The 16,152-nt window shown below is 65.8% G+C and carries 15 protein-coding genes; 9 read left to right on the top strand and 6 right to left on the bottom strand.

Going from position 1 to position 16,152, the window contains the following annotated elements; translation table 11 throughout:
- The first annotated feature begins 65 nt into the window (after nucleotides 1–65).
- On the top strand, nucleotides 66–1,736 hold the full coding sequence (locus ACIP0B_RS10490; protein WP_400831714.1) for a ShlB/FhaC/HecB family hemolysin secretion/activation protein: 1,671 nt from the start codon (nucleotides 66–68) through the stop codon (nucleotides 1,734–1,736).
- Nucleotides 1,737–1,841: 105 nt separating this feature from the next.
- On the opposite strand, the gene ACIP0B_RS10485 is transcribed toward ACIP0B_RS10490, so the two are convergent.
- The 4 genes from ACIP0B_RS10485 to ACIP0B_RS10470 form a co-directional block, all read right to left on the bottom strand.
- Entirely contained in the window at nucleotides 1,842–4,238 is a 2,397-nt protein-coding gene (locus ACIP0B_RS10485; RefSeq protein ID WP_400831712.1) for an autotransporter domain-containing protein, read from the bottom strand.
- Between the two features lie 951 nt (nucleotides 4,239–5,189).
- Entirely contained in the window at nucleotides 5,190–5,597 is a 408-nt protein-coding gene (locus ACIP0B_RS10480; protein WP_400831711.1) for a response regulator, read from the bottom strand.
- A 69-nt stretch (nucleotides 5,598–5,666) separates the two neighbouring features.
- A complete protein-coding gene (locus tag ACIP0B_RS10475; RefSeq protein ID WP_400831710.1) occupies nucleotides 5,667–5,879 on the bottom strand; it encodes a Flp family type IVb pilin in 213 nt (70 codons plus the stop codon).
- Between the two features lie 105 nt (nucleotides 5,880–5,984).
- Nucleotides 5,985–6,194 carry a Flp family type IVb pilin gene (locus ACIP0B_RS10470; RefSeq protein WP_085582961.1) on the bottom strand — a complete coding sequence of 70 codons (210 nt, stop codon included), beginning with the start codon at nucleotides 6,192–6,194 and terminating at the stop codon, nucleotides 5,985–5,987.
- A gap of 343 nt (nucleotides 6,195–6,537) precedes the next feature.
- Here ACIP0B_RS10470 and cpaB point away from each other — a divergent pair, with 343 nt between their 5' ends.
- From cpaB to ACIP0B_RS10430, 8 genes are read left to right on the top strand one after another with little or no spacing between them, the layout of a single operon-like run.
- Nucleotides 6,538–7,488 carry a Flp pilus assembly protein CpaB gene (gene cpaB, locus ACIP0B_RS10465; RefSeq protein ID WP_400831708.1) on the top strand — a complete coding sequence of 317 codons (951 nt, stop codon included), beginning with the start codon at nucleotides 6,538–6,540 and terminating at the stop codon, nucleotides 7,486–7,488.
- Between the two features lie 20 nt (nucleotides 7,489–7,508).
- On the top strand, nucleotides 7,509–8,732 hold the full coding sequence (locus ACIP0B_RS10460; RefSeq protein WP_400831707.1) for a type II and III secretion system protein family protein: 1,224 nt from the start codon (nucleotides 7,509–7,511) through the stop codon (nucleotides 8,730–8,732).
- Nucleotides 8,729–9,919: a CpaE family protein gene (locus tag ACIP0B_RS10455; protein WP_400831705.1), complete on the top strand. Its 1,191-nt coding sequence runs from the start codon at nucleotides 8,729–8,731 to the stop codon at nucleotides 9,917–9,919. Before ACIP0B_RS10460 ends, ACIP0B_RS10455 begins: the two co-directional genes overlap by 4 nt.
- Nucleotides 9,916–11,199, top strand: a complete 1,284-nt coding sequence (locus tag ACIP0B_RS10450; protein ID WP_400831703.1) for a CpaF family protein — start codon at nucleotides 9,916–9,918, stop codon at nucleotides 11,197–11,199. Before ACIP0B_RS10455 ends, ACIP0B_RS10450 begins: the two co-directional genes overlap by 4 nt.
- Nucleotides 11,199–12,083 (top strand): type II secretion system F family protein, encoded by an 885-nt coding sequence (locus ACIP0B_RS10445; RefSeq protein WP_400831751.1) that lies wholly within the window; start codon nucleotides 11,199–11,201, stop codon nucleotides 12,081–12,083. The genes ACIP0B_RS10450 and ACIP0B_RS10445 overlap by 1 nt, the downstream gene beginning before the upstream one ends.
- Nucleotide 12,084: 1 nt before the next feature.
- The gene (locus ACIP0B_RS10440) at nucleotides 12,085–12,969 is read left to right on the top strand and encodes a type II secretion system F family protein (RefSeq protein ID WP_400831702.1); all 885 of its coding nucleotides are present in this window, start codon (nucleotides 12,085–12,087) and stop codon (nucleotides 12,967–12,969) included.
- A gap of 22 nt (nucleotides 12,970–12,991) precedes the next feature.
- Nucleotides 12,992–13,714 (top strand): tetratricopeptide repeat protein, encoded by a 723-nt coding sequence (locus tag ACIP0B_RS10435; RefSeq protein ID WP_400831700.1) that lies wholly within the window; start codon nucleotides 12,992–12,994, stop codon nucleotides 13,712–13,714.
- A gap of 17 nt (nucleotides 13,715–13,731) precedes the next feature.
- A complete protein-coding gene (locus ACIP0B_RS10430) occupies nucleotides 13,732–14,004 on the top strand; it encodes a DUF3613 domain-containing protein (RefSeq protein WP_400831699.1) in 273 nt (90 codons plus the stop codon).
- A gap of 133 nt (nucleotides 14,005–14,137) precedes the next feature.
- Here the strand turns inward: ACIP0B_RS10430 and ACIP0B_RS10425 are convergent, their stop codons facing one another.
- The gene (locus ACIP0B_RS10425) at nucleotides 14,138–14,512 is read right to left on the bottom strand and encodes a DUF6124 family protein (protein ID WP_400831697.1); all 375 of its coding nucleotides are present in this window, start codon (nucleotides 14,510–14,512) and stop codon (nucleotides 14,138–14,140) included.
- Between the two features lie 453 nt (nucleotides 14,513–14,965).
- Entirely contained in the window at nucleotides 14,966–15,340 is a 375-nt protein-coding gene (locus ACIP0B_RS10420; RefSeq protein WP_400831695.1) for a DUF6124 family protein, read from the bottom strand.
- Between the last annotated feature and the right edge of the window lie 812 nt (nucleotides 15,341–16,152).

Below are 16,152 nucleotides of genomic sequence, written 5' to 3'. Positions count from 1 at the left end.
GGGACTTCCGCTTTTTTCTTGGGAAAGAATCAGCCAAGTGCTGCGGTCTGAACATGGAGTGTCCTATGCGCATCATGGCGTCCCTGCTGTTTTTCGGTCTCAGCTGCACCGCCCTCGCCGACACCCTGCCCAGCTTCCTCAACAGCAACGAAACCATCCGCAACCTGCCGGTGCCCAACCTGCCGGCCGACGCCTACCGCCCGAACGCCGCGCCGCTGCAGGTTCCGGAGCCCGGCGCCACGGCTTCGCAGCCGCTGATGATGAGCACGAAAGTCAATTTGAAGACCGTGCAGATCGAGGGCGGCACGCTCTACCCGCTGAACGAGCTGGCGGCCGTCTACCAACCCCTGATCGGCCATGAATCCAGCCTCGCCGACCTGATCGAAGCGACCCGCAGCATCACCCGCCGCTACCAGCAGGACGGCTACCTGCTGTCCTACGCCTTCCTGCCGCAGCAGTCCTTCGACGAGGGCACGGCGCGGGTGGTGCTGGTGGAGGGTTACGTGCGCGACGTACAGGTGCAGGGCGACATCGGACGGGTCAAGGGACTGCTCGACCGGCTGGCGGCCAAGATCCAGGCCGAACGCCCGCTGACCCGCAAGACCTTCGAACGCTACACCACGTTGATGACCCGCATCCCCGGCGTCACCCTGCAGGCCCAGGTGCCGCCGCCCGGCACCACCGACGGCGCCACGACGCTGCTCGCCCAGGCCAGCCGCAAGCCGTTCACCAGCACCCTGAGCACCACCGAAGACAACCGCAACGGTACCCAGGCGCTGCTCGGCGTCAGCAGCAATTCACAGACGTCGATGGGCGAACAGCTGACCCTCAGCGGGCTGTTTCCGCCGGGGGATGACCACGAGCATTACTACCGCGCGGACTACAGCCAGTTCATCGACGACGAAGGCTCGCAACTGAACCTGTCCGCCTCGCGCTACCGCGCCGACCCCGGCACCAACGTGCTGCTGGCCAACGGTCTGCAACTCAAGCCGCACCGCGAGAACGACCGCTACTCCTTCGGCTTCAGCCTGCCGCTGATCGCCGCGCCCAACGAACTGCTGACCGCCGGCTCGCGCCTGTACGCGGTCAACGACAAGACCCGCTACAAGGTCATCGGCTATCCGCTGAGCGTCGAGGAGCGCACCGACATCCGCGCCCTCGCCTTCGAAAGCGACTGGCGCAAGGCCGACGCCCGGCAACTGCGGATCCTCAGCGGCGGCGTCTACCAGGGTTTCGACAGCATGGGCGCCCACACCAACAACGACGCCATCGACCTGAGCTTCTTCCGCCTGCGGCTGTCCGGGGTGCAGAGCGACAAGTTCTTCGACAATTGGCAAGGGGTGGCGTCGGCGGCGCTGTACTGGAGCGACGACACCCTGCCCGACAGCGAGCGGGCGGTGTTCGGCGGCCAGAACTTCGGCCGCGGCTACCCCGACGACCAGGCCTCCGGCGACAAAGGCTGGGGCGTGGCCTACGAGATCAACTACAGCTTCAACCGCGACGGCAACTGGGTGCGCATCCTGCAGCCCTACGTGGTGCTGGACCGCTCACGCAGCTGGTTCAACCGCTTGCCGGTGCAGGCCAACAGCCTGTCGTCGGCAGCGGTCGGGCTCAGGTTCGGCGATGCGAAGTACTACAACATCGCGCTGGAGGCGGCCAAGCCGATGTCGGACGAGGCGCTGGACACCTTCAACCGACGGACGCGCTACAGCATCAGTTTCAGCTATCAACTGTAGGCCGCCATCGCCGGCCGGCGGGCGCCCGCAGGTTTTGCGCATGTCCGCCAACCTTGCGGGAGCGAGCCTGCCCGCGATGACGCCGGCACCTCCGGCACCGAGGCGTCAGAAGGCGTAACGCACCTTCGCCGTGAAACCGTCGGCGTCGAAACCGCTGGCGGTCACGTAGTTGTAGGAACCGCCCACGCTCCACGCCCCCATCCGGTAGTTGGCGCCCAGGCCCAGTTCGTAGCTGTCGCGCACCGGCGTGGTGCCACGGCTGGCGAACGACTCGCCGCCCAGCGCAAACGACGAAGTGGTGCCGGTCTTGTCGCCGATCACGTCATGCCAGGCCATCAGCTTCGCTTCAGGCTCAAGACTGCCGGCGCCCGCCGCGAACGCGCCGGCCAGACGCGCACCGACGCCCATCTCGCCCACTTCGTAGCGCTGGCTGCCGACGTTCAGCGACGCCGAACTGCCCTTCTCGCGGTAGCTGTCCATCGACACATTCGCATAGCGCGCGCCGACCTGCGGCTCAAGCACCAGCGCCGGCGACAGCCGCACGCTGTAGCCCGCCAGCGCGCTCACGCCGAACACGTCACTGTCGTAATCGCCCTTGGCGCGGGTGCCGGCGATGTAGCGCCGGGATTCGTTGTCGTTCCAGCCGTACATCACCGAGGCGTCCACGAACCAGTTGTCGTGCACCCAGTTGCCGTAGGCCGTCAAGGCATGGCCGGTGACCTGGGTCTTGTTGCCGCGGTCGGTTTTCACATCGGTGTCGAGGTAGCTGTAGGCCAGGCCGACCGTGGTGTCGGCGTTCAACTGGCCGTCCGCGCCCACCGCGATACCGTGGCTGTCGGCGTCATAGCCGCTCACGCCACGGCGCTCGTCCTGGTTGGCGTCGCTGCTCAAGGCTTGCAGCCAGACACCCTTGTCGGTTCCTGCCTGACCGCTGCGGGCACGGCTGGAACGCTCATTGATCGCCCCGGACACCAGCGTCTGACTGTTGGTGGCCGCATGAAGCACGCCACGGCTGACGTCAGGGCTCAGGGTCTCGGAAAGCCTGGTCAGCTGCGCATCGGTGCCGGCATTGGCGAACGCCTGGAACACCGGATCCTGCTCGCTCATCCGGGACATCACCGCCGACAGGCGCCCCACCGCCGTCGCCGCGTTGCGGCTGCCGCCCACCGCGAGGGTGTTGCGAGTCAGCTCTTCGTCCGACTTGGCCGTGACCACGGTCATCACATCATTGCCTTCGATGCCGAAGGTCTTCACGTCCAGCAGCGCCGAAGACGAGGTCACCGTCAGGTTGTTGCCGCCGACCAGGTTGCCCGAGCTGATCAGCGTGTAGCGCTGGCCGCCGGGGGTGACGCTGAAGTCGCTGGTGCGGGCCAGCAGGCGCAGTTGCGCACCCGGCGCGATGTCGGTGGTGCCGGTGACCTTCAGCACGGGCAACGCCGGATTGGTGTCGTTGCCCAGGTACATTTCCAGCACCGAATCGGCCTCTTCCATGTCGAAGTCGCCGATGATCGTGGTGTGCGGCTTCTTCAGGGTGAGCGTGCCGTCCTCGATGGTGACGTAGCCTGAGCGGATGGTCGAACCGTCGAAGGTGGCGTCGCCGTCGATGATCACGCCGGAAAGCCCCAGCAGGTCGCCTTTGACTTCACCGCCATAGAAGTGGAAAAAGCTGTCGCCGTCGTCCACCTGGATCGCGGCGTCGCCGCCTTCGATCAGGCCCTGCTGCTGAAAGATCACAAAGGGCAGGCCGCCGACCGGCTGGTCGCTGACGCGGACACCGATGGACTCACCGGAAATCGTGCCGGAGTTGAACAGCATAAACCCGCCGGTGCCCACCGAATGGTTGAAGACCACACCTTCGAAGCTGGCCGCCTCGGCGTTCGCCCCTTTGGCGCGGATGGTGCCGGTGTTATTGATGATCCCCGTGAGCTTGGCGCCGTCGAGAAACAGGCCCAGGGAGTCGGCGCCGCTGACATCGATCGTCCCGTTGTTGCTGATTCCGCTCATGGCGGTGTGCACCAGCGCGACACCCGCCGGCCGCTCTCCGCTGACCTCGATCAGCCCGTTGTTGATCACCGAACCGCCCAGCGTGCTGCCGATGTCGGAGATCCCGTCGTTGCTGCCGGAACCCGTCAGGCCATGAACCTTGATCGAGCCCTCGTTGCGCAGGTTGTAGACGATATGACTGGGCACGGCCCCGGAGTAGCCGAGCATGATGCCGGTGCCGTGATTGGCGCCGTCGATCTGGATGGCACCGTTGTTCACCACCTCCCGCGACGCCGTCAGCCCCAAGAACTGGGCGCCGTAGGTCAGGCTCGACGACGGGCCGGGCGGGATGACGCCGGTGCCGTTCAGCGTGATCTGGTCCCAGGACTGCAGGCTGCTGCTCAACGGCCCGCCGCTGAGGTTGTGGTTGAGATCGGCGGCGATCAGGGGGGTGGCGTGCAAGGAGGCGGCAGCGACGGACAGCGCCAGCAAAGAACGGCGCAGACGAGAGGTGTTCAAACCAGATTCCCTTCCAAAACGTGAAAATGTTCCAGCAGGGTTCATCGTTCTGATCAGGTATCCCTACCGACCCGTCAGCGTCTCTGGATCGGGCGCGGGGAATGTACACGAGCCATCATTTAGACACCATCTAAAAGTCAAATGGATGGCGTCAATTTTTGTTGTGGGATTCATCGGGGGGAACTGAGGGAAGGGCTGGTGGGCCGGAGGTTGAAGCATGGCAGTGGAGCGGGATGAGGCAGGGAGGAATTGGGTTGGCGGTCAGGTCGCTGTCGCCAGCAGGCTGGCTCCCACAGTTGGGTCGGGTGCAGTCAGGTAGAGGTTGGTCGGCTGTCAGGCCGTCATCGCCAGCAGGCTGGCTCCCACAGGGGATTGAGGTGGTCTGGGAGGAATTGGTCGGCTGTCTGGCCGCCATCGCCAGCAGGCTGGCTCCCACAGGGGATTGAGGTGGTCTGGGAGAGATTGGTCGGCTGGTAGGCCGCCATCGCTGGCAAGCCAGCTCCCACAGGGTCTGAGGTGGTCTGGGAGGAGCTGGTCGGCTGTCAGGCCGCCACCGCGTGCTTCTCAAAAGGCCGAGTGTCAGCTCGCCTCGCTTTTGATCTTGATCTTGATCTGCCGGCCCCTTCGGAAGGCTGAGCGGAGGGGTTCATCCGGGGGTGGGCGCGCAGCGCCGTTTGGCGAAGCCAAACACATCGGAAGGAGGTGCAGCGAAGCAAACCGTAGCCGATGCCCCCGGATGAATCCCGGAGCGAAGGGACCCCGAGCCTCAGCGAGGGGCCGTACGCCGGGGCCAGCCTTTTTGGTTACTTTTTTGGCGTTTGAAAAAAGTGACCCGCCGTAAGGGCGGAACCGCCAGCCGCCTCACCCGAAGAAACGGATATGCCCCCAAAACACCCCACAGCCTGGTCGGTCCAAAGGCCGCCAAGGCCAACAAACCAAGCGGCCAAACACTCAAGACACATTCACCTTAGGCCTGGGAAACAAATTATCCAGCGTCTCCAACAGCCTCACGTGATAGATCGGCTTGCGAAACAGATCCAGCACCTGCAACCGCAGCATGTCGCTGACGTCCTCCATGTCCGCATGGCCCGACGTCACGATCACCGGCAAATGCTCACGGGACGTATGCTCGCGCAGCCGCCGGATCAGCGACATGCCGCTCTCCTCCGGCATCCGCAGGTCGGTGATCACCAGGGCGATGTCGGGATGCCGAGTCAGGTGGTGCAGGGCCAGTTTCACCGACGTCGCCGTGTGGCAGACAAACCCCTCGCCCTCCAGCAGTTCCGCCAGCTCCAGCAACGCGTCCTCCTCATCGTCAACCAGAAGCAACTGTTGGCGCGGCAAAGAGGAGGCAGTCATGGGCAATCCCTGAAAGGCAAAAGGTGGAACCGAGTGTAGCGGGGCTTTCGCCGCAGGCGACCGGCCCGGCTAAGGCATCTGCGCCGGAGCGGTCTGCGCCGAGCCGCCCAGCGCCACCAGGATGTTGTTGAAGATCGCCAGCACCCTGCCCCCCACGGGGGTCACGAACACCACGACCACCACCGCCACCATCGCCACGACAATGGCGTACTCGATGGCCGACGCCGCATCGGTGCGGGCCAGAAACAGACGCACACGCATCATCAGGTAATCAAGGAACATGATCGTTCTCCTTCCGACACCGGGGATCCGGTCGCTAGGGCAATGCCTGCACGCACCCGCTCAAGGGCCGCGGGCAGGCACCGACGAGAACAGGGGGGAATTCGCTCAAGGGATCACCGGACGGGTCACCGTTGTCCCGCCGAGGGAGGTCAGGATGGCGTTGAAGATGTTCAGCACCCTGGCGCCGACCGGGGTCACGAACACCACGACGACGACAGCCACCATCGCCACCACAATGGCGTATTCGATCGCCGACGCGCCGTCATCCTTCTTGAAGAACAGCAGGGCCCGGGCCACCAGATAATCAATGATCATGCGAAGCATACGTCCACTCCTTTGCGCGCCTGGCGCCGATTCACGCAACGGCGGCAAAGCCTCCACCGTGCCATTTGAGCATTGCCAACAAAGCCCGGCGCAACAACTGTAAGAACGGATTAATCACAAAGGATTAATCCGTTCGTGACGCCGCGGTTTGCGTCTGCTAATTGGCCGCCGCCCCTACTTTCGTAGGTTATTTTCCGGGCAGTAATGGCGTTTTGGCTCGGATCAGCTAGCGTGGAAATAGCCAAATCGTTGCATGTTCATAGCTGCCTGATTGCGAAGTTCCCTTGTTCAGGAAAGTGCGGGCCAGAGGTGCAGCAGGAAAGGGAGAGCCGTCATGAACAGTCGCGTCACCTTGGGCCTTGCGGCCCTGCTTATGCTCGGGGCAATCGTGGTGGGCTACTGGGGCCTGGTGCTCAGCCGCCAGCCGGCCCCCGTCGCCGAAGCCCCTGCCGCCCCCGCCGCGCCGGCGGCCACCGTCGAGAAAACCGTCGCCGCCGCCGAAGACCAGACCCGTCAACCGGTGGTGGTGCTGCTGCATGACGTTCCCCCCTTCACACCGCTGACCGCCGCCGACCTTGCCATCGAAAAGCTGCGCAGCGCGCCGGCCGGCAGCCTGGGCACCCTGGAGCAGGCGGTGGGCCGCATGCCCTGGCGCCACCTGGGCGCCGGCACCTGGCTCAACGAAGACAGCTTCACCGCCGGCGGCACGCTGGCGCGCATGATCCGCCGCGACGAGCGCGCCCTGGCGGTGGCGGTCGACGAAGTGATCGGCGCCGCCGGGCAACTGATCCCCGGCGACTACGTCGATGTGCTGCTGTACCTGCGCCAGGACGCCAGCAACCCGCAGCAGTCGGCGCAGACCGTCGTGCCGGCCCTGCGCGTGCTGGGCGTCGGCGAGCAGTACGGCCTGACCAACGACGGCCAACCCGCCTCGCCGGCCCTGGGCGCCGACGAAAAGCTCAAGCAGGACCAGCGCCGGATCGCCGCGCGCACCGTGGTGCTGGCGGTGCCCGAACCCCTGCTGAGCCGGCTGATGCTCGCCACCCAGGTCGGCACCCTGCGCCTGGCGGTGCGCAGCAGCGAAGAACAGCGCCTGGCCAGGTACTGGGCCGGCGAGCACGAGGCGCCGAAGCACCTCGACGCCGCCGACAGCCAACTCTTCCAGTTCACCCAACTGGCCCTGGGCAGCGCACCGAAACCGCCGGCAGCCGAACGCAGCGCGGGCAGCCCGCGGACGGCGGTGGAAATCATCCGCGGCAACCAGATCACCCAACAGACCCCATGACTGAGCAAGGATCCAAGTGCATGCAGAGTCGCTTCCGGCCGACGTTCAAAAACGCGCTCATGGCCTTGCTGCTGACCGGGCTGTCGATGGACGCCGCCCTGGCGGCCACCGGCAACTGTGCGAGCCTGGGCCGGCTGCCGCCGGTGATCGAGATCGGTGAGGGCCTGCAGCAGGACATGCAGTCGCCGGTGGCGATCACGCGCCTGGCCGTCGGCGACCCGAAGATCGCCGACGTGCACGCCAACGGCAGTTCCTCGTTCCTGCTCACCGGCATGGCCCCCGGCGCCACCAGCCTGATGGTCTGGACCGCCTGCGCCAAGGAGCCGCGCCAGAGCATGGTGTTCGTCCAGGGCGCCGCTACCGCCGCCCTGACCAGCGCCGGCGCGCTGCCGTCGGACGACCCGCAGCTGCCGTCGCAGGTGCAGACCGACATCCGCTTCGTCGAAGTCAGCCGCACCAAGCTCAAGCAGGCCACCGCCTCGCTGATCGGCACCCGCGGCAACTTCCTCTTCGGCTCCCCCGGCACCCTGCCGCCGGTGGACGGCGTGCCGACGCCGAAGCTGCCGGTGGACAACACGCTGTTCAACTTCTCGTGGATCGGCGGCAAGACCATGGCGATCATCAACGCGCTGGAAGGCAGCGGCTTCGCCTACACCCTGGCGCGGCCCAGCCTGGTGGCCCTGAGCGGGCAGAGCGCGAGCTTCCTGGCCGGCGGCGAGATTCCCATCCCGGTGCCCAGCTCCGGCAGCGACAGCGTGTCCATCGAATACAAGGAATTCGGCATCCGCCTGACCCTGACCCCGACCATCATCGGCCATGACCGCATCGCCCTGAAGGTCGCGCCGGAGGTCAGCGAACTGGACTTCAGCAACGCCGTGAACATCGCCGGCACCACCGTGCCGGCCCTCACCATCCGCCGCACCGACACCAGCATTTCCCTGGCCGACGGCGAAAGCTTCGTCATCAGCGGCCTGATCAGCACCACCAACTCCTCCCAGGTCGACAAGTTTCCGGGCCTGGGCGACATCCCGGTGCTGGGGGCGTTCTTCAAGAGCTCGCAGATCAAGCGCGAAGAGCGCGAACTGCTGATGATCGTCACCCCGCACCTGGTGCAGCCGCTGTCGGCGCAGGCGCAGTTGCCGGCGCTGCCGGGAGAGAAACTGCGCAACTACGACCCGAACTTCTACCGCATGTTCTTCCTGGAAAACGGCAACTTCGACAAGCGCAGCGGGTTATCCCAATGAGCCAGAGCCTGAGCCAGACGTTCCTCGCCATCACCCGCAACAGCACCGACCTGGAATGGCTGCAGAACGCCCTCGCGCCGCTGGGGCAGGTGGTGAGCGCCGGCGGCGGCAGCCTCGACGAACTGCTGGCGCTGGTGGACGTCACGTTCGCAAGCCTCGTGTTCGTCGGCCTCGACCGCGACCACGTCGTGGCCCAGTGCGCCCTGATCGAAGGGGCGCTGGAGGCCAAGCCGATGCTGGCCATCGTCGCCCTCGGCGACGGCATGGACAACCAACTGGTGCTCAACGCCATGCGCGCCGGCGCCCGGGATTTCGTCGCCTACGGCTCGCGTTCCAGTGAAGTCGCCGGGCTGGTGCGGCGCCTGAGCAAGCGCCTGCCGCCGGTGGCGCCGAACACGCAACTGGGCGGCCTGACGGTGATGTACGGCGTGCAGGGCGGCTCGGACGGCGCGCTGCTGGCCAACCACATGGCGCTGGTGGTGCAGAAGAGCGGGCAGCAGACGCTGCTGCTGGACCTGGGCCTGCCCCGGGGCGACAGCCTGGCGCTGCTGGGCCTGGAGAGTTCCTTCCACTTCGGCGACGCCCTGCGCCATCTGCGCCGGCTCGACGCCACCCTGATCGACAGCGCCTTCACCAGCGCCGAAGCGGGCCTGCGCATCCTGGCCTACGCCGACAACGACGAACCGCTGGAAAGCACCAGCGCCGCCGAGCTGTACATGCTGCTCAGCGCCCTGCGCCAGCACTTCCAGCACATCGTGGTGAACCTCACCGGCCAGCCCGACAGCGAAGCCCTGCGCACCTTCGTCAGCCACTGCGACAAACTGCTGTGGTACACCGACCAGAACGTCCTCGACTGCCGGCGCAACCTGGCGGTGTACAACCTGTGGCGGGAAAAGGGCATGAAGCTCGACCACGGACGCCTGCTGATCGACCGTTACCTGAACAACGTCGCGCCGGACTCGGACACCCTCGGCAAGACCTTCAACCTGGAAGTCATCGCCGTGCTGGCCCTGAGCCCGGAACTGCGCCTGAACGCCAAGAACCAGGGCGTCAGCCTGTTCGAGCTGGCTCCCCGGGAGAAGCTCACCCAGAGCCTGCGCACACTCGGCGAGCGGCTGGCCAAGCGCTCCGAAGGCCTTTCCAAACCGAAGGTCACCTGGTTCGACCGCCTGCGAGGCACCTCATGACCCCGGAAAAACTGTTCGGCGCCCCCGCACGCAGCCCCACCGGCAACGCCGACCACGAAGGCCTGAAGCTGGTGCTGCACCGCTACATCATCGACGCCATCGAGGAGTCCGGGAAAAACCTGCTCGAAGGCTCGCGCCAGCAATTGGCGCAGTTCGTCATCGACAAGGTCGCCGAGTACATCGCCCGCCTGCACCTGGCCATTTCCCGCTACGAGATGGAGCGCCTGGCCGAAGAGATCGTCGACGAGCTCACCGGCTTCGGCCCCCTCGAAGTGCTGCTGCGCGACAGCGCCGTCACCGAAATCCTGGTCAACGGCCCGCACCGGGTGTTCATCGAGCGCGACGGCGTGCTGCACCAGAGCGACCTGCGCTTCATCGACGCGCACCACGTCGAGCGGGTCATGCAACGGATCCTCGCGCCCCTCGGACGGCGGCTGGACGAGTCGTCGCCGATGGTCGACGCGCGCCTGCCGGACGGCAGCCGGGTCAACGCGATCATCCCGCCCATCGCCCTCGACGGGCCGTGCCTGTCGATCCGCAAGTTCCGCAAGGACATGCTCAAGAGCAGCGACCTGATCGCCATGCAGACCATCGACCTGCCGATCTTCGAATGCTTCCAGGAGGCCGTGGGCCGGCGCTGCAACATCCTCATCAGCGGCGGCACCGGCACCGGCAAGACCACGCTGCTGAACATCCTCAGCCAGCTGATCAACCCCCACGAACGGCTGGTGACCATCGAGGACGTCGCCGAACTGCAACTGGGCCACCCCCACGTGGTGCGCCTGGAGACCCGTCCGCCGAACGCCGAAGGCCACGGCGAGGTGAAGGCCAGCGACCTGATCCGCAACGCCCTGCGGATGCGCCCGGACCGGATCATCCTCGGCGAGATCCGCGGCGTCGAAGTGCTCGACGTGCTGACGGCGATGAACACCGGCCACGACGGCTCCATGAGCACCGTGCACGCCAACAACGCCCAGGACGCGCTGCTGCGCCTGGAGACCCTGGTGGGCCTGACCGGCCGCAGCGTGGCCGAGCGCACCCTGCGCCAGATGATCTGCGCGGCGCTGGATCTCATCATCCAGCTGACCCGCATGCCCGACGGCCGCCGCTGCGTCAGCGAGGTGGTGGAAGTGGTGGGCGTGCGCGAAGACGTCTACGTCACCAACACCCTGTTCCGCCTGGACCGGCGCACCGGGTTCGGCTTCCTGCGCGAGGCGGTCAACCCGGCCGGCGACAAGCTGCGCCACGAAACGGGCCTGGGCCGCTCGGAGCTTTCATGATGATGGGGCCGGTGATCCTGATCGCCATTTGCCTGCTGTTGCTGGGGCTGTCGATCCGTCTGTTCCTGCACGGCGTGCAGAAGACCGCCAACGAACGGGTGCTCAACCGCCTCGCGGCGGGCCAGCCGCAGACCGCCGTGGCCAAACCCGCCTGGGCGCCGCTGGAGCGGATGTTCCTGCAGGCCGGGCTGGGCCGGCCGAGCGAGCGTTTCGGGCTGTGGCTGACCCTGTGGATCGTGGCCATGCTGCTGGGCTTCCTGCTGGCCGACTGGTTCGGCCTGCTGACCGCGTTGCTGGCGCCGCCGTTGGCCCTGCGGCTGTACATCGCCTGGCTGTACCGCAGCCGCCTCAAGCGCATGATCGAGCAACTGCCGCAGCTGCTCGACCACACGGTGCGCAGTCTCAAGTCCGGGCGCACCCTGAGCGACGCGGTGCTGGGCGGCATCGAGAGCAGCGAGGATCCGCTCAAGAGCGCCATGGGCCGGGTGCAGCGCAACGTGCAGCTGGGGGTCAACCTGCCGGACGCCGTGAGCGACTTCGCCGAACTCTACGAACAGGATGAGTTGCGCATGTTCGCCCTGGGCCTGAAGGTCAACCACCGCTACGGCGGCAACGCCAGCGAACTGCTGGAGAACCTGATCAAGCTGATCCGCGAACGCGACCAGGGTGCCCGCCAACTGCGCGCCCTGACCGGCGAAACGCGGATGACCGCCTGGGTGCTGGGCTCGCTGCCGGTGCTGCTGGTCAGCTACTTCATGCTCACCAACCCCGGCTACATGCTGAGCATGTGGAACGACCCGTCGGGCCACACCATGCTGATCGTCGCGGTGCTGCTGCAGGTGGCGGGCAGCCTGCTGCTGTGGCGCATGCTGAGGAGCGTCTGAGATGGTGATCCTGGCCGCCCTCATGCTGTTGCTCGGCGCCCTGCTGCTGGTGGCCAACCACCTGCTGACCGAACGGCGCCGGGTGCGCCAGGTCAATCAGCGCCTGCAAGGGCACCTGGTGCGCGAGAACCGCGTCGGCCAGTGGCTGCGGGCCTTGGGCAGCAGCCGCTTCGGCCAGCGTTCGGTGAGCATCGACAGCGAAACCCAGACCCTGCTCGCCCGCCTCGGCTGGCGCCGGGCCAGCGAACGCTCGCTGTACGCCGCCTGCCAGATCGGCACCCCGCTGCTGACCCTGGGGCTGGGCCTGTTCCTGCGCGAAGTGTTCTTCCCCCAGGCGGCCAACGGCTGGCTGGTGCCGATGCTCGCCACCGGCGGCGGCTACCTGCTGCCCAAACGCCTGCTCGCCTTCGCCGCCGCCCGCCGGCAGAAGACCATCGCGGTGGAAGTGTCCACCTTCATTCCGCTGCTGCGCATCCTGTTCGAATCCGGCATGGCCGTCGAGCAGGCCCTGCGCGTGCTCAGCCTCGAAGGGCAAAAGCTGTTGCCGGAGCTGACCCGCGAACTGCGCCTGATCCTCGGCCGCGTCGATTCGGGCCTTGAGCTCGGCCAGGAACTGAACAAGGCCGCCGCCGTGCTGGCGGTGGATGAATTCACCGACACCTGCGTGATCCTGCAACAGCTGATCCAGCAGGGCGGCGGCGCGATGAAATCGCTGCTGGCGCTCAAGCAGTTGCTGGACGACCGACGCCTGACGCGCCTGCAGGAATACATCTCGAAGATGTCGGCGAAGATGTCGGTGGTGATGATGCTGTTTCTGTTCCCGGCCCTGCTGATCGTGCTGGCCGGCCCCGGTTTCACTGCGATTACCCGGGCGTTCGCGTCCTGAACCTGGCTAGGGAGAGCGTTTGATGAAAGCACTGATGGTCATGGCGACCCTGTTGATGCTCGGCGGCTGCGCCACCGACGGCCAGGCGCCATGGACGGCGATCCTCGCGCCGGCCGGCTGCAGCAAGCTGAGCTCCGAACAGGAACTGGCCCTGAACCTGGCCGACGACCTGGCCAACGACGGCAAGCTGCACGCCAGCCTGGCCAACCTGCAAAGCCTGCCCGACAACCTTGGCGAGGTGCGCCTGCGCAAGGCCAAGGTCTATCGCCTGCTCGGGCGCAGCGAGGCCGAACCCCTGTACCGCAGCCTGCTGGGCTCGTGCCTGAACGCCGACGCCGAACACGGCCTCGGCCAGCTCTACGCGGCCCGGGGCGACAACGGCCAGGCCCAGGCCCACCTGCAACGGGCCGCCCGCCTGGCCCCGACCAACGAGAAGATCCGCAACGACCTGGGCGTGGTGTACCTCAATCAACTGCGCCTGGAAGACGCCCGCTTCGAATTCCTCACCGCCATCGAGCTTCAGCAGAACAACCCGCTGGCGACCCTGAACCTGGTCACCCTGCTGCTGTACCAGGACAACTGGCAGCAGGCCGCCGAAATCGTCAGCCGCGCCCACCTGACCCCGGAACAGTTCACCGAAGCCCAGCAGCGCGCAGAACGGCTCAAGGCCCCGGCCCCCACCCGGCCCGCCGCCGGCAACCAGGTCGCCGTCGTCGCCGACCCGCAGCCGTCGACACTCAAATGAACCCCAAGGAGGCCGCCATGAACACCCTCAAAGGCCTGTGCTGCCTGACCCTGCTCAGCCTGCCCCTCGGCGCCCACGCCATCGACGCCGGCCCGGCCTCGGCCCAGCAACAGGAAACCGAAGGCTGGCTGCTGCTGCAAAGCCGCAACAAGGCCGCCTCCCCCACCCCGCAGACCGCCACGGCCACCGAACGGGAACTGGCGATGCAGCGGTGGCTGAAGAAATACAAATACGAAATCCCCGACTTCTACGACCCGGATGCGGGCGGGAAGATCGAGACCAAGAACTGACGGGACATCCGTTGGGCCTTCATCGCCAGCAGGCTGGCTCCCACAGTGGATCTGCGTCGTGCGCAACCTCTGTGGGAGCCAGCCTGCTGGCAATGGCGATGTACCCGGCACCGAAGATGCCCGCACCGAACGGTTACACGATGCCCAGCCCGTTGGGCTTGACCCGATCCAGCGCCCGGTTCACCGACAGCTCGGCCAGCATGACGATCTGCTGGATCGCCAGCGCCGTGCTGCGCTGCGGGCCGTTGAGCTCGTTGGCGAAATTGCCCGACATGACATTGGCCGAGGCCAGGGACTCGCAGGCATGGGCCAGCAGGCTTTCGGAATCGATGTTGGGGTGCACCATGAACATCTCGCTGGGCTGACGCGGGTTGGCGGGCTCCGGATTGAGATAGAAATCGAGGGCGCGGCGGGAGGCGTTGCGGTCCTTGACGAGGTCTTCGGCACGGTTGTCGGCGGCGAAGGGGGTGGTGATGTTGTAGGGGGGATCGGGGATGACTTTGCTCATGAGAAGCTCCTACTTGGCAATGGGAGCCATCCGATTGCCGTTTCCACACGACAAAAGGGTGGCAGCTGTACGCAGGGTGGAAAACCGATAAGTAGGCAACCGGCCAGACCTGAGTCTGCCCACGCACAGCCGCCGTGACGCAGTTTGCAGACGAAAGAAGACGCCGGCAACGCTTACGGTGGTAATGCATTGCATCTACTTGGATTCGGGTTTCCACACCCGATCGCTGAGTTGTCAGCGACAGCCCAAGACTAGAGAGCGGGCTTCCGACGGACAACCTGAAAACCTTGTGGGAGGGTTCGGCAAATCTGCAACAGCCTTTAAACATTTCGGCGCTGAACTGAAGCCAGATTCCACCGGGGATTGGGGTGGTCAGGTAAAGGTTGGTCGGCAGACAGGCTGGCGAAAGCGGCATATCAGGCGCCGAAGGGCCGGCCTGTCTGCACCGAACGGTTACACGATGCCCAGCCCGTTGGGCTTGACCCGATCCAGCGCCCGGTTCACCGACAGCTCGGCGAGCATGACGATCTGCTGGATCGCCAGCGCCGTGCTGCGCTGCGGGCCGTTGAGTTCGTTGGCGAAATTGCCGGACATGACATTGGCCGAGGCCAGGGACTCGCAGGCATGGACCAGCAGGCTTTCGGAATCGATGTTGGGATGCACCATGAACATCTCGCTGGGCTGAGGCGGGTTGGCGGGCTCCGGATTGAGATAGAAATCGAGGGCGTGGCGGGAGGCGTTGCGGTCCTTGACGAGGTCTTCGGCACGGTTGTCGGCGGCGAAGGGGGTGGTGATGTTGTAGGGGGGATCGGGGATGACTTTGCTCATCAATACCTCTGCTCGTTATCGAGGCACCTCCAACCGCCGTTTCTCACGCGACGAAAAGAGGTGGCAACCATGTGCGGAGTGAGAAACCGGTGAGCAGAAAACCGGCCAGACCGAAGTCTGCCCGCACACAGCCGCCATAGAGCATTGCGACAGCCGATCAGCTGGCGGCAATTATGGTGGTACTGGCGCTAGTTTCAAGCTCATGCGGGTTCTCACACCCGGCCGCTGAGGTGTCAGCGACAACCCAAGACTAGAGAGCGGGCTTCCGACGGACAACCTGAAAACCTTGTGGGAGGGTTCGGCAAATCTGCAACAGCCTTTAAACATTTCGGTTCTGAAGTGCAGTCAGGTTCTATGGGGGATTGGGGTGGTCTGGTGGAGATTGGTTGGCTGTCAGGCCGCCATCGCCAGCAGGCTGGCTCCCACAGTTGGATTGGGGGCAGTCAGGTGGGAATTGGTCGGCTGTCAGGCCGTCATCGCTGGCAAGCCAGCTCCCACAGGGATTGGGGTGGTCTGGGAGAGATTGGTCGGCTGTCAGGCCGCCATCGCCAGCAGGCTGGCTCCCACAGTTGGATTGGGGGCAGTCAGGTGGGAATTGGTCGGCTGTCAGGACGTCATCGCTGGCAAGCCAGCTCCCACAGGGATTGGGGTGGTCTGGGAGAGATTGGTTGGCTGGCAGGCCGCCATCGCCAGCAGGCTGGCTCCCACAGTTGGATTGGGGGCAGTCAGGTGGGGATTGGTCGGCTGGCAGGCCGCCATCGCTGGCAAGCCAGCTCCCACAGGGATTGGGGTGGTCTGGGAGAGATTGGTTG

The sequence above is a fragment of the Pseudomonas sp. NPDC089534 genome, assembly GCF_044749305.1.
Lineage (GTDB): Bacteria > Pseudomonadota > Gammaproteobacteria > Pseudomonadales > Pseudomonadaceae > Aquipseudomonas > Aquipseudomonas ekonensis.
This window is presented reverse-complemented; position numbering and strand designations above follow the sequence as displayed.

Coding starts and splice junctions, on each gene's coding strand:
- ACIP0B_RS10435 (WP_400831700.1), top strand. CDS start 12,992: ATGAAAGCACTGATGGTCATGGCGACCCTGTTGATGCTCGGCGGCTGC.
- ACIP0B_RS10455 (WP_400831705.1), top strand. CDS start 8,729: ATGAGCCAGAGCCTGAGCCAGACGTTCCTCGCCATCACCCGCAACAGC.
- ACIP0B_RS10440 (WP_400831702.1), top strand. CDS start 12,085: ATGGTGATCCTGGCCGCCCTCATGCTGTTGCTCGGCGCCCTGCTGCTG.
- ACIP0B_RS10430 (WP_400831699.1), top strand. CDS start 13,732: ATGAACACCCTCAAAGGCCTGTGCTGCCTGACCCTGCTCAGCCTGCCC.
- ACIP0B_RS10420 (WP_400831695.1), bottom strand. CDS start 15,340: ATGAGCAAAGTCATCCCCGATCCCCCCTACAACATCACCACCCCCTTC.
- cpaB (WP_400831708.1), top strand. CDS start 6,538: ATGAACAGTCGCGTCACCTTGGGCCTTGCGGCCCTGCTTATGCTCGGG.
- ACIP0B_RS10450 (WP_400831703.1), top strand. CDS start 9,916: ATGACCCCGGAAAAACTGTTCGGCGCCCCCGCACGCAGCCCCACCGGC.
- ACIP0B_RS10480 (WP_400831711.1), bottom strand. CDS start 5,597: ATGACTGCCTCCTCTTTGCCGCGCCAACAGTTGCTTCTGGTTGACGAT.
- ACIP0B_RS10470 (WP_085582961.1), bottom strand. CDS start 6,194: ATGATCATTGATTATCTGGTGGCCCGGGCCCTGCTGTTCTTCAAGAAG.
- ACIP0B_RS10425 (WP_400831697.1), bottom strand. CDS start 14,512: ATGAGCAAAGTCATCCCCGATCCCCCCTACAACATCACCACCCCCTTC.
- ACIP0B_RS10490 (WP_400831714.1), top strand. CDS start 66: ATGCGCATCATGGCGTCCCTGCTGTTTTTCGGTCTCAGCTGCACCGCC.
- ACIP0B_RS10445 (WP_400831751.1), top strand. CDS start 11,199: ATGATGGGGCCGGTGATCCTGATCGCCATTTGCCTGCTGTTGCTGGGG.
- ACIP0B_RS10475 (WP_400831710.1), bottom strand. CDS start 5,879: ATGTTCCTTGATTACCTGATGATGCGTGTGCGTCTGTTTCTGGCCCGC.
- ACIP0B_RS10460 (WP_400831707.1), top strand. CDS start 7,509: ATGCAGAGTCGCTTCCGGCCGACGTTCAAAAACGCGCTCATGGCCTTG.